Source organism: Brevibacillus brevis, from assembly GCF_022026395.1.
GTDB lineage: Bacteria > Bacillota > Bacilli > Brevibacillales > Brevibacillaceae > Brevibacillus.
On record NZ_CP041767.1, the window covers coordinates 414,150 to 432,362 of the forward strand.

The 18,213-nt window shown below is 48.5% G+C and carries 17 protein-coding genes; 12 read left to right on the top strand and 5 right to left on the bottom strand.

What is annotated here, in order from left to right:
- Positions 1 to 73 precede the first annotated feature (73 nt).
- The 3 genes from FO446_RS02310 (at position 74) to FO446_RS02320 (ending at position 4,711) form a co-directional block, all read left to right on the top strand.
- Positions 74 to 2,878 (top strand): calcium-translocating P-type ATPase, SERCA-type, encoded by a 2,805-nt coding sequence (locus FO446_RS02310; protein ID WP_221866670.1) that lies wholly within the window; start codon positions 74 to 76, stop codon positions 2,876 to 2,878.
- Between the two features lie 30 nt (positions 2,879 to 2,908).
- Positions 2,909 to 3,610, top strand: coding sequence for a sporulation protein YunB (yunB, locus tag FO446_RS02315; protein ID WP_173611842.1), 702 nt, complete (start codon positions 2,909 to 2,911; stop codon positions 3,608 to 3,610).
- Positions 3,611 to 3,736: 126 nt separating this feature from the next.
- Entirely contained in the window at positions 3,737 to 4,711 is a 975-nt protein-coding gene (locus tag FO446_RS02320; protein WP_237899843.1) for a copper amine oxidase N-terminal domain-containing protein, read from the top strand.
- 40 nt (positions 4,712 to 4,751) lie between these two features.
- Here the strand turns inward: FO446_RS02320 and FO446_RS02325 are convergent, their stop codons facing one another.
- Positions 4,752 to 5,273, bottom strand: coding sequence for a GNAT family N-acetyltransferase (locus tag FO446_RS02325; protein WP_237899844.1), 522 nt, complete (start codon positions 5,271 to 5,273; stop codon positions 4,752 to 4,754).
- 159 nt (positions 5,274 to 5,432) lie between these two features.
- Between FO446_RS02325 and FO446_RS02330 the strand changes: the two genes are divergently transcribed.
- The 7 genes from FO446_RS02330 to FO446_RS02360 all read left to right on the top strand — a co-directional run bounded on the left by FO446_RS02330 (position 5,433) and on the right by FO446_RS02360 (position 11,521).
- Positions 5,433 to 6,503, top strand: coding sequence for a PAS domain-containing sensor histidine kinase (locus FO446_RS02330; RefSeq protein ID WP_229087904.1), 1,071 nt, complete (start codon positions 5,433 to 5,435; stop codon positions 6,501 to 6,503).
- Entirely contained in the window at positions 6,478 to 7,134 is a 657-nt protein-coding gene (locus FO446_RS02335) for a response regulator transcription factor (protein WP_012684149.1), read from the top strand. The genes FO446_RS02330 and FO446_RS02335 overlap by 26 nt, the downstream gene beginning before the upstream one ends.
- 551 nt (positions 7,135 to 7,685) lie before the next feature.
- Positions 7,686 to 8,090, top strand: a complete 405-nt coding sequence (locus FO446_RS02340; protein ID WP_221866667.1) for a hypothetical protein — start codon at positions 7,686 to 7,688, stop codon at positions 8,088 to 8,090.
- Positions 8,091 to 8,136: 46 nt separating this feature from the next.
- Positions 8,137 to 8,919 carry an aldo-keto reductase family protein gene (locus FO446_RS02345; protein ID WP_173611847.1) on the top strand — a complete coding sequence of 261 codons (783 nt, stop codon included), beginning with the start codon at positions 8,137 to 8,139 and terminating at the stop codon, positions 8,917 to 8,919.
- 254 nt (positions 8,920 to 9,173) lie between these two features.
- Positions 9,174 to 9,341 carry a cytochrome c oxidase subunit 2A gene (locus FO446_RS02350; RefSeq protein ID WP_173611848.1) on the top strand — a complete coding sequence of 56 codons (168 nt, stop codon included), beginning with the start codon at positions 9,174 to 9,176 and terminating at the stop codon, positions 9,339 to 9,341.
- A gap of 23 nt (positions 9,342 to 9,364) precedes the next feature.
- A complete protein-coding gene (locus FO446_RS02355) occupies positions 9,365 to 9,832 on the top strand; it encodes a cytochrome c oxidase subunit II (RefSeq protein ID WP_144618062.1) in 468 nt (155 codons plus the stop codon).
- 15 nt (positions 9,833 to 9,847) lie between these two features.
- On the top strand, positions 9,848 to 11,521 hold the full coding sequence (locus FO446_RS02360; protein WP_237899845.1) for a b(o/a)3-type cytochrome-c oxidase subunit 1: 1,674 nt from the start codon (positions 9,848 to 9,850) through the stop codon (positions 11,519 to 11,521).
- A gap of 223 nt (positions 11,522 to 11,744) precedes the next feature.
- On the opposite strand, the gene FO446_RS02365 is transcribed toward FO446_RS02360, so the two are convergent.
- Complete coding sequence (locus FO446_RS02365) at positions 11,745 to 12,500, bottom strand: SDR family NAD(P)-dependent oxidoreductase (RefSeq protein WP_221866665.1); 756 nt, start codon at positions 12,498 to 12,500, stop codon at positions 11,745 to 11,747.
- A gap of 127 nt (positions 12,501 to 12,627) precedes the next feature.
- Here FO446_RS02365 and FO446_RS02370 point away from each other — a divergent pair, with 127 nt between their 5' ends.
- Complete coding sequence (locus FO446_RS02370) at positions 12,628 to 13,260, top strand: nitroreductase family protein (RefSeq protein ID WP_173611851.1); 633 nt, start codon at positions 12,628 to 12,630, stop codon at positions 13,258 to 13,260.
- A 106-nt stretch (positions 13,261 to 13,366) separates the two neighbouring features.
- Here FO446_RS02370 and FO446_RS02375 read toward each other — a convergent pair whose 3' ends face one another.
- From FO446_RS02375 to FO446_RS02385, 3 genes are read right to left on the bottom strand one after another with little or no spacing between them, the layout of a single operon-like run.
- Complete coding sequence (locus tag FO446_RS02375; RefSeq protein WP_229087909.1) at positions 13,367 to 14,761, bottom strand: sensor histidine kinase; 1,395 nt, start codon at positions 14,759 to 14,761, stop codon at positions 13,367 to 13,369.
- Positions 14,748 to 15,455 (bottom strand): response regulator transcription factor, encoded by a 708-nt coding sequence (locus FO446_RS02380; protein ID WP_173611853.1) that lies wholly within the window; start codon positions 15,453 to 15,455, stop codon positions 14,748 to 14,750. The genes FO446_RS02375 and FO446_RS02380 overlap by 14 nt, the downstream gene beginning before the upstream one ends.
- 38 nt (positions 15,456 to 15,493) lie before the next feature.
- Positions 15,494 to 16,858, bottom strand: a complete 1,365-nt coding sequence (locus tag FO446_RS02385) for a VCBS repeat-containing protein (RefSeq protein ID WP_173611854.1) — start codon at positions 16,856 to 16,858, stop codon at positions 15,494 to 15,496.
- Between the two features lie 254 nt (positions 16,859 to 17,112).
- Between FO446_RS02385 and FO446_RS02390 the strand changes: the two genes are divergently transcribed.
- Complete coding sequence (locus FO446_RS02390) at positions 17,113 to 18,069, top strand: hypothetical protein (protein ID WP_221866663.1); 957 nt, start codon at positions 17,113 to 17,115, stop codon at positions 18,067 to 18,069.
- Positions 18,070 to 18,213 lie beyond the last annotated feature (144 nt).

Genomic DNA, 18,213 nt, shown 5'->3' on the forward strand with positions numbered 1-18,213 from the left:
GACGGGTTGTTTTATTTTCGAGCTCGTCTGCATACACATGAAAATGAGTGAGATGTGGATGGAGGAGATGTAGGTGGATACACAGCCAATTCGAAAATGGTACACGCTGGCGGCGGCCGACGTGACCGAAGCCCTTCATAGTGATGCTGCGCAAGGGTTGACTCAGCAGGAGGCGGAGCGGCGACTGGCTAAACAAGGTGCCAACCAGTTGGCTGAACAAAAGCGAAAGCCTCTCTACTCGGTCTTTGTTGATCAGTTCAAGGATTTTATGGTACTCATCCTGTTCATCGCAACACTGATCTCGTACTTCCTCGGAGAGTACTTGGATGCGATTGCGATCATCGCGATCATCCTCATTAACGGCATCCTCGGTTTTATTCAGGAGGCCAAGGCTGAGCGATCCTTGCAAGCGCTAAAGGAGCTGGCATCCCCGATGGCGCGGGTCATCCGGGGTGGGAACATTTCCATGATACCGGCTTCGCGGCTGGTACCTGGTGACCTGGTGCAATTGGAGGCCGGGGATCGTGTTCCCGCAGATTTGCGCTTGCTTTCGGCCAATCGGCTAGAGGTAGAGGAGTCTGCGTTGACAGGGGAGTCTGTCCCCGTCGGAAAAAACGTGAAAAGACTGGAGACAGCCCAGGCCTCCACTGTACCGCTTGGCGACCAAAAAAATCTCGCGTTCATGGGCACGATGGTAACCGGAGGAACAGGGAGCGGTATCGTTGTCGCGACAGGGATGAGCACGGAAATCGGGAAAATCGCGCACTTGATGAATACAGCGGAAGAAGCAGAAACCCCTTTGCAGCTGCGATTGGAGCAAATGGGCAAAATTCTCGTGGTCGTCGCACTGCTGTTGACGATTGTGGTCATTGCTGCTGGTGTCTGGCATGGTCATGAGCTGTTTACGATGTTCCTCGCCGGGGTGAGTCTCGCAGTGGCGGCGATCCCGGAAGGCTTGCCGGCGATTGTGACTGTCGCGCTAGCGCTTGGCGTCCAGCGGATGATCCGCCGCAATGCCATCGTACGCAAGCTCCCATCAGTCGAGACGTTGGGCTGCGCTTCTGTTATTTGCTCTGATAAAACTGGGACCCTGACTCAAAATAAAATGACCGTTACCCAAGTGTGGCACAGCGATTCCACGTATGAGGTGAGCGGCAGCGGCTACGCACCTGAGGGAGCCTTTCACTACCTGGGGAAAATGGTATCTCCCGCCCGTGACGGAGCGCTCTCGCAAATCATCCGAATCGCAGACAGATGCAACAATGCCCGTTTGACATGCGAGGAGCAAAGCACGCGCAATCTGCTTGGGATGGGCAAGGCGTCACGCTTTTGGCAAGTTGTAGGCGACCCGACCGAAGGTGCTCTCAAGGTGCTTGCCGCGAAAGCATTGGGCGGCGATACAGAGCGTAGCAACCAAAAGAATCAGGGACAGCGTGTGGAGGAGCTACCCTTTGATTCTGACCGTAAAATGATGTCGGTCGTTGAAAAGGGGACGGACGGTGTGTATTCCCTGCTGACCAAAGGCGCGGCGGAGGCATTGCTGGCGAGATCGACACACATTTTGTGGAAGGGAGAGCTCATGCCACTCTCCGCGACGCTTCGCCACCAAGTACTGGAGCAAACGGAACGGATGGCAGGCAAAGCATTGCGCGTATTGGGCTTCGCCTATAAGACACTGCAAGGCTATCGTCCGGGACAGCCGATCGGCTCCCTGGAAAACAATCTCGTCTTTGTCGGATTGGCCGGGATGATCGATCCGCCGCGTGAAGAGGTCCGTCCAGCTATCAATCTTTGCCATCAAGCAGGAATCAAGACGGTCATGATTACAGGCGACCACAAGGTGACAGCAGAAGCAATCGCCCGGCAGATTGGTTTGATGCGTGGCTACGGAGAAGTATTGGAGGGGCGGGAGCTGGATGGCATGTCAGATGAGCAGCTCGCAGAGTATGCGGAGCGAGTCACTGTCTATGCCCGTGTGTCTCCTGAGCACAAGCTGCGGATCGTCCGTGCTCTGCAAAGCCAAGGCCATGTTGTCGCCATGACTGGAGACGGTGTCAATGACGCGCCTGCGATCAAGACCTCAGACATTGGGATCGCGATGGGGATTACCGGTACGGATGTGACGAAGGAAGCCGCCGATCTCGTGCTGCGCGACGATAACTTCGCCACGATTGTCGCCGCAGTAGAGGAAGGGCGCAACATCTATGACAACATTCGAAAATTCATCCGTTATTTGCTGGCATCCAACGTAGGTGAAATTCTCGTCATGTTTTTTGCAATGCTCCTCGGGCTTCCCTTGCCTTTGGTGCCGATCCAGATCTTATGGGTCAATCTCGTGACGGATGGCTTACCAGCCATGGCGCTGGGCATCGATCAGGCGGAAAAAGATACGATGTATCAGAAGCCGCGCAACAAGGCAGAGAACATATTCAGCCGAGGGTTGGGCTGGAAGATTATTAGCCGCGGCTTTCTCATCGGGGCCATGACGCTCTTGGCGTTCTGGCTGACACTCAAAGAGAATCCGAATGACTTGGTGCACGCCCAGACTGTCGCTTTCGTCACATTGGTTATGGCGCAGCTGATTCACGTCTTCGATTGCCGGAGTCAATACAGCGTTTTTCACCGCAATGTATTTGAAAATAAATATCTCGTTTGGGCGGTACTTTCGTCGATTGTGCTCGTGATCGGTGTCGTGTACATGGAGGCGCTCCAGCCGATCTTTAAAACAACGGATCTCAATCTGCGCGATTGGGCATTAATTTTGGTCGCGGCGGGAGTTCCTACGTTTGTCGCGGGAATCGGCGGGGTGCTTACCGGCAGCAGACAGCGCACAAGCAAAGAAAAACGCCCAGCTATGCGTACGGTTCGTCCTGACTAACCGAGCCGCAAAAGGGGAGAGGGAGCCATCGTGCGCTTGAGAAGGGGAGGCTGGAAAAGACGTAGACGGAGAATTTTCGCGGGGTTCCTGCTGATTATTGTGGTATTGATCGTTTTGTTTATCGTTGTGGAACGCAGGGTAGAGCCGACGCTAATGTTGATTGCCCAAGCCAAGGCAGAGCAGGTTGCCAAGCTCGCCATTACCGATGCAGTCACCAAACGCATGACCCAGCAGGGTGTCGACGTCAACGAAGTTGTCATCATGGAGAAAGACGAGAATGGCAGCATCAAAGCTGTGAATTTTAATTTCAAAGAGTACTCCCGGATTGTGGGGGAAACGACAGCCCGTATTCAAAATCGCTTGAAGGAATTCGAGCAGGAGCACGTCCAGACAACCATACCACTAGGCTTGGCTACGAAAAACGTCTTTCTGGAGCACTTTGGGCCTGATATTCCGGTGTCGTTCGTTCCGATTGGAGCCGTCAAAACGAAGCTGGAAACAGGCCTGAAGCAAGCCGGGATCAACATGGTGCTGGTGACTGTCTACATTCATGTCGAGGTCGATTTGCGGGTCATTATCCCGTTCGCGACTAAACAACAGACGGTCACCACACAAATCCCGGTCTCCGAAGCCCTGATTGTCGGCAAGGTACCGACTTATTTGTACGACAACCAGTCTGGTAAGCCCGATGTGCCGATGCCACAAAACAGCCAAATCCCAAGCCAGCCGTGATGTTTTTCGCTTTTACGCGAACGATTTACACATCTATGAAAATTAATTTGAAACGTTTCTGAAAGGGTGCCGTCCAATGAATAGAGACACACAAAAACAAGCAAGCACATTGGAGGCATAAACAATATGAAAACATTCCGTACAGGTATGATGACAATCGCGGCACTGGCCGTTTTGGGAACTAGCGTGGCATCTGCAACCTCCGAACCAGTAAAAGAACTTTCTGTTAACATTAACGGTCAATCAATCGCACAAGATGCGATCTTCGATAAAGGTCAACAAACCGTACTGGTTCCACTTCGTCCTGTTGCTGAAGCCCTTGGTTTCAAAGTAAGCTGGAACGACAAGGAAAAAGCAGCAGAAGTGCAAAGAGGCGCGATCACCAGCTACGCAAAAGAAGGAGAGGATCGCTATCCTTTCGCAAAAATGTACAAAACGCTGGGAGCAGAGCCTCGCGTACTGAATGGCAGCACCTATGTGCCAGTTAAATTCGTAGACGAAATCCTGCAAGCAGACGTGAATGTAACCGATGATACAGTGACAGTAGTGGAGGACGAAATCGCTCCTATGCGCACAGGTACCATTACGAACATCAACAAATCCGATAAAGGCTACTCGGTTACACTGAACATCTATGAGTCTGGCATCATCCTGCACCTGACAGAAGACACCAAAATTACGGATGAAGCTGGTAAAGTGCTGAAGCCAGAAGATTTGAAGCTGGGTATGGCTGTAGATGCTACGACCGAAAAATTCATGGCGATGAGCTTGCCGCCACAAACGAGCGCGCTCAGCATTACAGTAAAAGGTGGACTGGAGACTCAGGACGTCCTGGGGACAGCGGGAAAAGTAGCGAGCATCTCTGCTGACAAAGACGGCAACTACAAAATGCTCGTAGAAGGTCGCGGTATTACTGCCACCTCCCAAGAAAAAATCAACCTGAACATTACCGAGAAAACGGTGATCATCAATGCGCGAGACAACAAAGTACTCTCGCCAGCTGAACTGAAAGAGGATATGCAAGTAGTGGCCTTTTACGGCCCAATGATGACAAAGAGCCTGCCGCCTATCGGCACAGCTGAGAAAATCGTAGTAGAGTAAGAGAAAGAACGGGATGGCATTTGCTGTCCCGTTTTTATGTTCATGACTGGATCGAGTATTTCATACAGATGACGCGACCGATCTTTTCCGTCTCTCTTTCCTCGTAGACAGCAAAACCGTATCTCTCGTAAAAAGGCACGACCCGGCTATTCTTCTCCAAAACGGCCAGATGCAGAGAGGTGTAGCCGTTTTCCCGGTACCAGGCAATTAATGTATCCAGGAATTCTCTAGCGTAGCCGTGACTCTGGTAGGCGCTGTGCAGCATGATGAGGCCGAGCCAAGGCTGGCCATCCCGCGGATTACGCAAAATGAACTGGGCGATCCCGATGATTTCGGTACCGTGTACTTCTCTTATCGAAAAGCTGTAGGAGTCCGCAAAAGCCAGATTATCTTGATGGTCATCTTCTACTGTTTGCAAAGTGACGACTCGTTTTCCGAAGGCAAACTCCATATAATCGGGGTTTGAATTGTACACCGTCAGCAGTTCGGGGAAATCGTGTTCCGTGACGGGCTGAAAAACCAATCGAGCGCTATAGGCTGGGAAGGGAGTAGTGCTAGGCATGTCAAAAGCTCCTTTCAGTGAATTTGTCATTAATCTAATTAGATGATATTCTAATTTCATAAAAAGTCAATCCGATGATGTTCAGGGAATTCCCTGATACACTTTCTTTTATGGAAACTTTACAATAACGTTAGGATGATTGTCTCAAAAGGAGGAGCCATGGGTACGTCGAGTGAAGTGCTTTCCCTGATGCAGTCCATTTTTGCCAACGTCAGCGATGCGATCCTGGTGATTGATCAGGAGGGACGAATCGTAAAGGCCAATGCTGCGTTTGAGCAGATGACGGGCTGGACAGAAGAAGAGCTGATTCGAGATAAACATATTTGCGAGCTGTGTCTCGGAATGGCAACGTGTATGGAAGAAACGAGCTGCACGGATTGCTTTTTTAAGCGCGTGCAAATGCCTTCATTCGAAATGAGGCTCCGAACGAAATCGGGTGTGGATTACCCTGTCGCTGCCAGCTCTGCGAGACTAGAGGATGAATCGCAGGGGAAGCTGGTCATGATTTTGCGTGATATGTCTGCGCAACAGCGAGTGGAAAAAGAGCGCTATCAGTATAAGCTGACGAATTTTGCGATCCAGGCACAAGAAGAAGAAAGAAAGCGCATCGCCCGAGAGCTGCATGATGGCGTAGGGCAGGCGCTTTATAGTATTTTAGTGGGACTAAACGTAGTCAGACAACGAGAATTGAGCGAGCCAGTTATGCAGCATGTCACGGAACTGGTGAATATGACTTCGAAGGCGATGGAGGAAGTGAAGCGCATGGCGCTGGAGCTGCGTCCGTCTGCACTGGATGATCTCGGTTTACTGCCTGCATTACGTTCGTTGATGAAACGGGTAGAAAAGACGTTTCATATCCAGGTGGAGCTGCATGTTCAGGGGGAGAAACGCAGATACTCCGCTGCGATGGAAACAGCGTTATACCGGATTGTACAGGAAGCCATGACCAATACGGCAAAATACGCAAAGGCGAGCCATCTGGGAATCATGTTCGAGAATCGGGAGAAGGAAATTGTCGTCACGATTGTGGATGACGGCGTAGGGTTTGAAGTAGAGAAAACATTGAACATCGGCAAAGGTCTCGGTGTGTTTGGCATGAAGGAGCGTGCCCAGTTGCTTGGTGGTACCGTTGATATTCGCTCCGCACCCGAGGAAGGAACGACGGTGATCGTCCGAATTCCGGTGCCGAAGGAGGGGGTAGAGGATGAGCATTCGCGTCTTGATCGCTGATGATCATGCAATTGTACGCTCTGGGCTGGGGATGCTGATCAACGCCCAGGAGGACATGGAAGTCGTCGGTTATGCAGCTGACGGAAAAGAGGCATGTGAAAAAGCATGGGAAGTCCGTCCCAACGTCGTTCTGATGGATTTGAGCATGCCGCCTGGGGAAAACGGCTTGACGGCAACAGCCAGACTGAAGGAAACGGCACCAGACATTCAGGTGCTTGTACTTACGATGCATGATGACGAGGAATACTTGTTTCGGGTACTGCAAGCCGGTGCTGCCGGCTATATTTTAAAAAGCGCCCCAGACCTCGATTTGATCACGGCGATTCGCTCGGTCAATCAGGGCATGGCCTATTTGTATCCATCTGCGACGAAATCGCTGATCGAGGAATTCCTGCAAATGGTCAAGAACGGTGAGGAGCAGGCCAAGTACGACATCCTGACAGATCGGGAAAAAGAAGTGCTGGTCTTGATCGCAAAGGGCTTCAGCAATAAGGAAATTGCGGAGCAGCTCACTGTTTCCGTCAAGACTGTAGAATCGCATAAAGCGCATATTATGGAAAAGCTCCACCTGCGCACGCGGCCTGATTTGGTGCGGTATGCGATTAAGAAGGGCTGGCTGGATTTTGAGTAGATATGGATTTGGTTTGTATTTTGTCGATTGGATTTTATCAAAATCGCTGATGGAAAATTAGGCGTGAAAAACCTGAATAACGATGATTCCTGTTCATCCGTCTGCTATTATTCCGATTGATATTGCCAACATAGCTGATCACAAATATCAACAATGGCTGTTGAAACCGTAATGTTTCTGTTGTTACAACCGGGGAAGTTGCAACTGCGGTTGAAGAGCAAAAATCAAGTGAATAATCGGTGAAAGCAAATAAGACTCGCTAGCTGCGAGTCTTATTTGCTTTCAGCCGTAACAGAAAGTTTCCATTGTGGGGGAGTAGTTCGGTACTCTAGCACTAATCATAAAGACCCTATTTTACAAATTCACTAGATGAAAGTACACGTCAACGCAATGATATGTTATTATTTATGAAAAATGGGTAATAATTCCTTTTTATTCTAACATAAGTATCACATCTTCCTCACATTATGCGCTGAAATAGAACATTTAGAACCCTTTTTGCGTCATAACAAACAGAGCCAACTATCAAAAGAAGGGTAAGTGGTCATCAAATGAAAAAAAAGGTATTTATTGGTGCTGCACTGGTCGTAATTGGTCTCGTGGCTGCGCTTGTAATAAATCAGAGCGGGGCTTTGTTTTCTACGATGAATTACAAAGGTGCATTAAGTCAAAACACTCCTAACTATCCAATAAACGAGCAGGGACAAACTTATGGAGAAGGACCTTACCCTGTGGGCACAACACAAGTACCAGATTTAATTAGTGCAACTGGTGAAAATGGTGTCAATGGATATGTAAAAGCCTCTGATTTGAATACAAATGTTTCTTCACCTGAAGAAGCCTATGCTTACCAGAAATCGATGGAGGAGCTCGGTTATAAATCAATACCTTTGTATAAATCAGATGGCAAAACTGTCATTGGAGAATTTAGACTGTATTCTTCAAGAAGGGATTAATGTAACACAACATAAATCCAACTAAATATGGTGAGGAGAGCGAAAAGTGAAAAAGAGCAATATCTTATTAGGCTCAGCTTTGTCATTGTTTCTGATAACCACACCAGCATCCGCAGACACTTCTTCAGATCCGTATAATGTAACGGTAAAGGGAATTGACTATTCGTTTACATCTGCAGTATGGGAGCGTTTTGGGACGGGTGGACGTGATGATTCAGTGGAAGCCGTTGTCTCTATCGATACCGCTCGGAGTGTACCTATCGGTTATATGGGTGGACAAGCATTTCTGTATGATGATAATGGAACTTTGAAAACAGCAAGTAGTATGGAGTACAATGACTCCAAAGTTGCAGGTTGGATTGGATATTCCCCTCGTATAATAACTCCTGGAAGATACTATGCCCAAAGTAGAGCGGAGTTCTATAATGGGAATGGATATACCAAAGTGACTGGATATAAATCTCCCAAACAAGAACTAATAGGGTCTTCTTTTGCAAAAGAAACTGAAACTTCACCAATTATAGAGGAATTGCTATCACGGGATGAATACGATGTAAACGAGAACGGCGAAACTTACGGTTCTGGATTGTCTGAAGAGTCAGTAGGCGAATTCCCAGATCTGATTTCTGCGGTCGGCACAAATGGGGAAGAAGGGTACGTACGAGCAGAGGATTTAACCCCAAAAGTCAAGACAATTCAAGAAGCGCTTGAACAGAATCACGATAAGGGCAATGTTCAAATTATCCCCCTTTATGACGTGGATGGAGAAACTCAAATTGGAGAATTTGAATTGATCTCCAATCATGAGGCAATCGAGGATAAAGAATAAGAGACTTGAAAATAAATAGGCCAGAGTGCTGAAACGCTCTTGCTACAACAAGTCCAAGGACGACCCCCATACGGGGTCGTCTTTTTTTGTGTCGAACCTGTGACCAAAAATGGTCATAAAACGGTCGAAATCAGGGGTTTCCCGGAACATTTTAGGGGATTTCCCCGAATTACTTCCAAGGGGTTCCAGCGTTAGAATGAAGGCGTGAAAACTACACCGCGCCCATGAGGCACGTAGGAAAGGAGATGAGCGCGATGGAGACGCAAGTTGACAAGGCGGAGAAAGGCAAGAAATTAAAATCCAGCAAGCTGCAAACGGAACAGGAAGACTTGAAGGGAACGTTTGTCGCGGTTCTGATCGTCGGAGGTATCATTCTAGTCGGTTGGTTGGGTGTATTCGGGCTTTTTCTGGATAGGGCGTAATAAGGAAGTAAAGGAGGGTACTTATGCATTTGCATCGATATGAAAAAATCTGGTTGATGCTTGGCGCAGGCGGTTTGGCCTTATTTATTGTATTGTTGTGCGTCAATGCGTTTGCCATGGGGATGGCTCCGCCAAGTAATATGGAAATGATTGATCCGGAGAAGGTTACGGAGACGCCTCCTTTTGATAAACCAGGTTTGAAACAGGTGGGGGACAACGAATACGACGCTTATATGACAGCATTTGCGTTCGGCTTCTCTCCGACCAAGATGGAAATACCAGTTGGCGCAACGGTGAATTTCCACGTTACGAGTCCAGACGTTATTCACGGATTCCAGATTCCAGAGACCAACATTAATTTCATGGTTCTGCCTGGACACATCAGTTCGGCGACACACACGTTTGACGAGCCAGGTGAGTATTTGATCCTTTGTAACGAATACTGTGGCGCAGGTCATCAGGTTATGGCGACCACGATTATTGTGAAATAAAGGTAGGTGAATCCTATGGTAATCGAACGGAAGATGGACGATACACTCCCACATGTTCCGGTTCAGCGTTCTGCGGCAACGCTTAGTTTAGCCTATGTGTGGGTAGCTTATATTGCATTCGGATTGGCAGCTGTGGCAGGGATGGTACAGGGCATGGTTCGCGGTGGAATCATGGAACTGCCGAGCTGGACAAATTACTATCAAATTTTGACTGCCCATGGCGTGTTGATGGCACTTATTTTTACCACGTACTTCATCGTCGGATTTATATTCTCAGGAGTTGCCCGCACGACAGGTGGTTCCTTGCACGGAGCCGCTCTGAAATTCGGATGGGCAGGCTGGATTCTCATGACGCTAGGGACGTTGATGGCTGTTGTCACCATTCTGTTGAATGAAGCCTCTGTCCTTTATACGTTCTACGCACCACTGAAAGCATCTCCGTACTTTTACATTGGTTCTGCCTTGCTCGTAGTAGGTAGCTGGCTAGCTGGATTCGGTGTTTTTGCCAGCTATCGCAAATGGAAACGTGAAAATAAAGGGAAAACGTCTCCGCTCTTCCTCTACATGGGGGTTACTACTTACATCCTGTGGATTACTGCTACGATTCCTGTAGCGGTGGAGGTCCTGTTCCAACTCATCCCGTGGTCACTCGGGCTGGTGCCAACGATTAATGTCATGCTCAGCCGTACGCTGTTCTGGTTTTTCGGACATCCGCTCGTTTATTTCTGGCTATTGCCTGCTTATATGGCATGGTATGTATGTTTACCAAGAATCATTGGCGGTCACATCTTCAGTGACTCGCTCAGTAGACTCGCTTTTATCTGCCTGCTGCTGTTCTCGATCCCTGTCGGGTTCCACCACCAATTGATGGAGCCGGGAATCTCACCAGCTTGGAAAATGATTCACGTTACACTGACGTTGATTGTTGTAATCCCATCACTGATGACAGCATTTTCGATGTTTGCCATCTTTGAAACGACTGGACGTAAAAAAGGCGGAGTTGGACTTTTCGGTTGGTTCAAGAAACTGCCTTGGACAGACGTACGTTTCTTTGCTCCTTTTGTAGGGATGCTGTTCTTCATTCCTGGCGGAGCTGGGGGAATTATTAACGCAAGTAACCAGATTAACGCGGTCGTTCACAATACGATTTGGGTTACCGGTCACTTCCACATCACGGTAGGGGCAGCTGTTGCGCTCACCTTCTTCGGTGTCACCTTTTGGCTGATTCCAGCATTGACCGGACGGAAGTTGACCAAGACTGCGAATCGGATGGCAATGGTGCAAACGGTATTCTGGGCAGTAGGAATGTTCTTGATGTCGCTCGCCATGCACACAATGGGCTTGCAAGGAGCGCCACGACGCACAGACTACACAACGTATATGGATCACCCGTTAGCTCTGGGCTGGATGGATTACCAGCGCGTGATGGCTTTCGGTGGAGGACTGTTGTTCGTATCTGCGATTCTCTTGATCCTGATCTTGCTGTACCTGACGTTCTACGCACCAAAAGGGAATACAGAATATCCGATTGCCGAGACAGAGACAACGCAAGAAGTTCCAAAAATTTTGGAACGCTGGCCAGTTTGGATCGGATTGGTTGCCTTCCTGATTATTCTCGCGTACGGTTATCCGATTTTGCAACAAATTCAGCACCAGGCACCAGGCTCGCCGCCTTTTGTGACTTGGTAAGACGATACGTACGAAAAAAGCCGCTCATTCCGTTTGGAAGCGAGCGGCTCTCCTTTTTTAAAAAAACTCTAGCGCTGCCAATTCGGTAAAGGCAAGAATCAGATACCCAATTGCCAAAAGCCATAGGGCGAGAATTCTGAGGTCTTCCTCTTCAAATGGCATACAACTCCTCCTTTTTCTCTTGTTAGCACAGCATATTCAAGAGGGAGGGCATTGGTTTAGCTTATGGCTCGTATATCATCTTGCGAGTCATTCCGCCATCTACAATCAGCTCAGTACCCGTAATGAAATCGTTGTCCTTTTGCGTCAAAAATAGACACGCACGGGCAATATCATCGGGTGTTCCTACGCGACCTGCCGGATGCTGGGCATGATCACCGGGACGAAGAGCGGCATAATCGCGGTGTTCAATCCAGCCGGGAGAGATCGCGTTGACCCGAATCCCATCGGGGCCGAGTGAGACACCAAGCGCATGTGTTAAGGATAAAATACCTCCTTTGGAAGCCGCGTATGCCTCCGAGTGTGGCTCAGACATATGTGCCCGCGTCGAACAAAGATTAATGATTGCACCTCCACCATGGCGACGCATGATTTTGGCTGCTTCTCTCGATGCGAGAAAAACACTTCGCAAATTTGTGTTCAAGATATGGTCCCATGCTTCCACGGTCAGTTCATAGGGAGATTCCCATACGGACAAGCCCGCGTTGTTGATCAAAACATCGAGCCGCCCCCAGCGTTCATCGACGGTTCTCATCAACTGTTCGATTTGCGCTGGTACGCTGACGTCGATGTGCTCGAAGTGTGCCGTGCCTTTCACTGCTTCTGTCGTGTTGATTAGCGAGGCCGTTTCTTCTCCCGCTGCGCGATTGTACTCGGCGATGACGACATTTGCTCCTTCGGCAGCATACATGGTGGCCACAGCCCGTCCGATGCCTTGGCCACCGCCAGTGACGATGACAATGTTATCCGTGTATTTCATCGAGAGTGCCTCCAAACAATAGGGTATGAAGCAAAATGTAAAAATTAATTGCAAAATGTTTGTAACGATAATAAAGTAAGTAGTATCTTTTTAACAGCGTACTATACCGTATGGAGGAGATTCAACCATGAATTCAGAACTGAAAATTACCGCTGAACAGGTAATGGAAGCCCGTCACAGCGTGCGTAAATACGACCCGAATGAAAAAATTCCACAAGGCGAGCTGAACGAAATCCTGCGTCTTGCAGCAAGTGCGCCATCGTCTTGGAACTTGCAGCATTGGCGTTTTCTCGTCGTGACCGATCCTGCTATCAAAGAAAAACTGCTCCCAATCGCTTACAACCAGCAGCAGGTAGTGGATGCTTACGCTACGATCATCATTCTCGGCGATCTGGAGGCTTACAAGTCTGCTCGCCCTGTTTATGATGAAGCATTGGCAAAAGGTTACGTTACAGAGCAAGTACGGGAGACCATGATCGCGCAAATCGAAGGGGCTTACAATAACAACCCGGAAATCGCGCGCGATGAAGCAATCCGTAATTCGTCCTATGCAGCGATGCAGCTCATGCTGGCGGCAAAAGCAAAAGGATACGACACGTGCCCGATGGGTGGATACAACCGTGATGCGCTCATTAAAGAGCTGAACATCCCATCCCGCTATTTGCCAACACTCATGCTGACTTTGGGGAAAGCAAGCGTGCAAGCTTATTCGACTTCCCGTTTTGGTCTGGATCAGTTGGTCATTCAAAACAGCTTCTAATATCGTGTACTAACAGCAAAAAACTCATCCACGCCTCATTTTCAATGCGGCAAGGGTGAGTTTTTTTGCAATATCTTCTCCAGGAGAGCAACCCGCTCTTCCTGCCTTATTGATTCGCCAACAACGGTAAATCCACCATAATCGATGTTCCTTGACCAAGGGCACTGCTAACCGAAAACCTCCCGGCATGGAGTTGAATGATCTCTTTGCAGATTGCCAATCCCAAACCACTGCCGGAGAGCTTGGAGCGCCCCTTGAAAAACTTTTCTGTGACATGTGGCAGGTCTTCCGGGTTAATGCCTTCACCAGTATCCGTGACGGTGACAAGGAGCCTATCGCCTGACAAAGAAGCTGCGATGACGATCGAGCCATTTTGTGGCGTGAATTTTAACGCGTTGTCCAATAGATTCACAAATACTTGCTTCAGCCGATTCGGGTCTCCCATAACTATGAGTGGAGTAGGGGGAGTCTCCAGTTTCAACTCGATTTGTTTGGCGTTGGCACGTACTGAAAATTGAAGATGCAAATCATGAAGAAGATCCCGGACATCCATACGTTCTCGAGACAATTTCATCTCACCGGATTGAAACTTCGAGAAATCGAGTAATTCCTCGACCAGACCAATCAGACGATCTGTCTCCTTGGAGATGACTTCCAGACCGAGCATTGTCTCTTCAGGTTCTTCCAAACCACCCGAAATGAGTGTTTCGCCCCACCCTTTAATCGACGTAAGTGGGGTACGCAGCTCATGGGAGACCGAGGAGATGAAGTCATTTTTCAGTTTTTCGTTTTTCCCTATCTCCGTTGCCATGTAATTGAAAGTATCTGCGAGGGTTCCTACCTCATCATCGAATCGTTTTGGTGCGCGGACAGCGAAATTTCCTTCCGCCATTTGTTTGGCCGCACTCGTTAAATCTTCAATAGGGTCGACGATTCGTTTTGCCATGAGCAGGCTGAGTGCAAAAGCAAGGACGACTACGCCTGTCCCAACGCCAGCGCCGTACAAGGCAATGCGATTTACTGCTTGATAGAGCGGTTCAGCAGAGATCGTGTACCGAAGAACGCCTACAAATTCTCCGCTGTACGTAAGCGGATTGGACACCGCGATGACACGCTCCCGCGATTGTGGACTTTTCCCGATGTAGAGACCACTTTGTCCCTTGAGCGCATCCATGACGTCAGGGGTATTGATGATCTCGCTGGTCTGAAAGCCGTAGGAGTTGAGAATGACTTTTCCTCCCGGGTCCAAGACCTCAATTTTGGCGTATTCCTGATTCGAAACATTCTCCAAAATGTAACGTGCTTTGTCTTTTAACCGATAGCCAGTGGCGTACTTGTTAATAAAATTGGTGAAGGTCGTGCTGCGGGTCACTAACGCTTCGGTCGCAGTCCCGATGTAATATGTATGAACGGCCCAGTAAAACAGTCCTTCCAAAAGCAGCACGATCAGAAGGAGGATCAGGCCGAAATGAAGAACCAGCCTACTCTTAATGCCTTTCATCTGGGACGTCCTTTCGCCACAGGTAGCCATACCCCCAGACAGTCTCCAGGAAAGCTGGATGAGCCGGATCGTCCTCGATTTTTTGCCGGATTCGGCGGATATTCACATCAACGATTTTTAAGTCCCCGACAAAAAATTGACCCCAAACTGCTGTCAAAATCTCGTCTCGACTGATGGCTTTGTTCGCATTTTCAGCGAGTAATTTGATGATGGCAAATTCTTTTGGCGTGAGGTCAATTTCTTGTTCCACCCGAATCAGCTTCCGTTCATCTAGCAATAGCCTGAAGGGGGCAATGTTAATTTCATTTTTGTCCTCAGCCTCAGGAATGGGTGTCAATCTTCGTTGCAACGCTTTGACACGGGCCAGCAGTTCCGCAGGGCTAAATGGCTTGGAGACGTAATCGTCCGCCCCGAATTCGAGACCCATGACTTTGTCCAACTCCTGGCTTTTCGCCGTCAACATAATGATCCCGAGGCGCGGATATTTTTTTCGTAGCTGCCCGCATACTTCGAAGCCATCAATGCCGGGGAGCATGACGTCGAGAATCGCGATGACGATGTCCGATTGTTGATCTGCGAGATCAAGTGCCTCTTCTCCGGTCCCAGCCTCGATTACCTCATAGCCCTCGCGCTTGAGATTGATGCGCACAAAATCCCGGATGGATTTCTCGTCTTCCAGTAATAGAACCTTCATAGGGCAAATCTCCTTGATAAGGATTTACTATTTCACTTTTATTCCCGGCTCGTCACCGGTTTGTAGAGCTGACGAACCTCCTCTGCGGTAAGCTGCATGGATCGATATTCTGCGAGCGCAGCTTTTCCAAGGGTAGGTGTCGTTTGCGGTAAAATGGCGATCAAGACTTGTTTTCCCTCTTCCTTCAGCAAAATGTAGGGAACTTGCTTTTGCTTCAATCCGCTTTCAAATTTGGTCCATTCGTTTTGTGGAATGCTTTGCAGCGTTAGTAATTCTGCCTTATTTTTCCCATTCGCACCGTAATATTGGAATCGGACAAGAAGTGGATTCGTATCATGGTTGATGGAGATGGTGTACTTTTCGCCCCATTTTGCCGGAATCTTGAGGTCAAAGCCCTGTGTATAATTTTGATAATGATCCTCGATGTGTTTCAAGCCCGTTTTCCCGTCCCATTGGAAGTAGGAGGACACCCAGGGGATTTCTGCCATGGCCAAATCCTCTGTCCCAGCGGGTTGTATCTTTGTGCCGATCTCGATGATGCCATCACCGTTGATATCTTCACTTTCCAAAGAATAAGGCTTGAAGGTCAGGTCCATCTCTCCTTCTATTTTTGCCAAAGGGTTGGACAGTTGTCCATTGTCCCAGAGGAGTAGTTCAGTGGAAGCAGAGTGAGCACCTAATCCAGCATCAATAAATAGTGCGTTTCGGGCTGACGAAGCTTTTCCGATGATAGCCTGATAGTAACCATTCACATATCCGTCAAGGGCTATCTCTGTCTTTTTGGCGATTGTTCCATTCGCCGCCCCGTACAACTCGGCTTTGGATGTGAAGTTATTTTTATCGAGAACAACGAGAGCGAGATCCGCGTGATCATCTCCTGTCAAATCGCCTACTGCCATAATGGTATAGGGCTGCTTCATTAATTCCTGGGTCATATTATTCGCTAGCGAATAGATGGAGAGCTCCTTGTTTAAATCTTCGCCGCCTCCCATTCCGATCAGCATTTCTGGAATTTTGTCCCCTGTGAGATCTTGAAAGGAGACGTAATCCAATTCGCTGCCGACTCCAGTAAAGGAGGAGAGCTTTTCCCAGTTTCCTTGCTTTTGGGTAAGCACAAGCACACCGATTTCATAATCGGTTTTTTCGGTTTTGTAAAAAGCGACGACCTCTGCAACTCCATCTCCATTTAGGTCCTGTAGGGAGACGGCACTGGCTTCTGCGGGATGAAGAGGAACAGATAATTGTGACCCAGCCGGCAAAAATTGCATGACGGCCTGATTGATTGATTTTTGATCGCCGTCTGCTGACGGGGCGCGCATCAATTCATTGGGTGTATCTGTGAGTCCGCAACCGCTAACAAGCGAGGCGCAGAGTGCTGTCGTTACGAGCCAAGCCTTTTTCATTTCAAATGTTCCTTTCTGTTGCTGCATCCATTTGACTATATTGTAGCTTGCCCATCCCGCAAATTTGTTGCAAAACGGTAAAAAAACCCGTTTTGGAGCTTTTCAAGAACGAACGAACATGCTCTAAGCTACCTTATACAGGAAAAAAGTGCGAGAGAACAGGGAACATTTTACTAGCAACAATTGACCTAGCAAATTCGTTTAAAAATGTAGGATAGGAGTTGGATGTTATCTATACGAAGGAGGAGAATAGGATGAAAGCATGGCACAAAACGATGGCGGCAGTTCTTTGCAGCGGCGCGGTTCTCATGGCTTCAGGCGTTGGGGCTAACCCGGTTCAAGCGAGCGGCACCCAGTCGCAAGCGTACGCGCCGGTAGTCTTATTGCAACCAGAGCAAAATATCCCGTTCAACATACAATTTGCCGATGGATTTGTGGCAAAAGTAACGAACACAAAAACAAAAGCGACGAGTACAGTAGATATATCGGACAATAAGGCTACGTACGTGAAGCAAGGGATTTATCATGCCAATGGAAAGTTGCAAAAGGCAACCAATGGATATACGCAAAAGCTGGTGGAGCTGGTGCCATTCCGGGATGCGAAAGGCAACCTGCGTTACATGGGCAAGCAAATCTTGTGGGGGCTGAATACGGAGGATCGCCTGGCGGTGGCGACCAGTGTATGGAACGTCGTCGACAAACAGCCGCAGCTTTTACAGGTAACGGTTCAAAAAGCAGACTGGGACAATATGCCGTCGCCAGATGTGACGATCAATAGCGGCTTCAGTATGAGCAGCGATAGTACCTTTGTCCTTGATACGAAGTATGCAGACGTAACGGGAGACAATATCAAGGATCTGATTTTGCTTGTAGGCGATAAAATGGGTGTATCGATGAATCAGACGGCTCATAACCTGCGTGTCGTAGTTCGCGAAGGGAAGGATAATCAGCAGACGTTTATCTCTGTAGGAAAACGTGACAGTGGTATTCTTCCGAAGCTCGCCATCACGGATGGCAATGCTGATCAGGTAAAAGACATCCTCGTCACGATGCCGACTGCGACAGGTCATGTGTACAGCCAGCTTACGTGGAAAGACAATCGCCCGCAGCCAGTCGTCGAGCAGGGGAAATTAAATGATCGTCAGTCGTACCAGCCAGTCATTGGGGTTTATGGTGAAGCAGTTGGGATGAATAAGGCGAAAAAACAATAGTGGAGTAGGCGTGGACGAATCAGTCAGAGTGAAATCTGACTGATTTTTTTGCCCCTTAAATCGTAGTGATTACGTTTTGTATTGACTTTAGATATTTTTACGCGTTATGATAACTAACAAATCGTAATAATTACGTTTTAACAA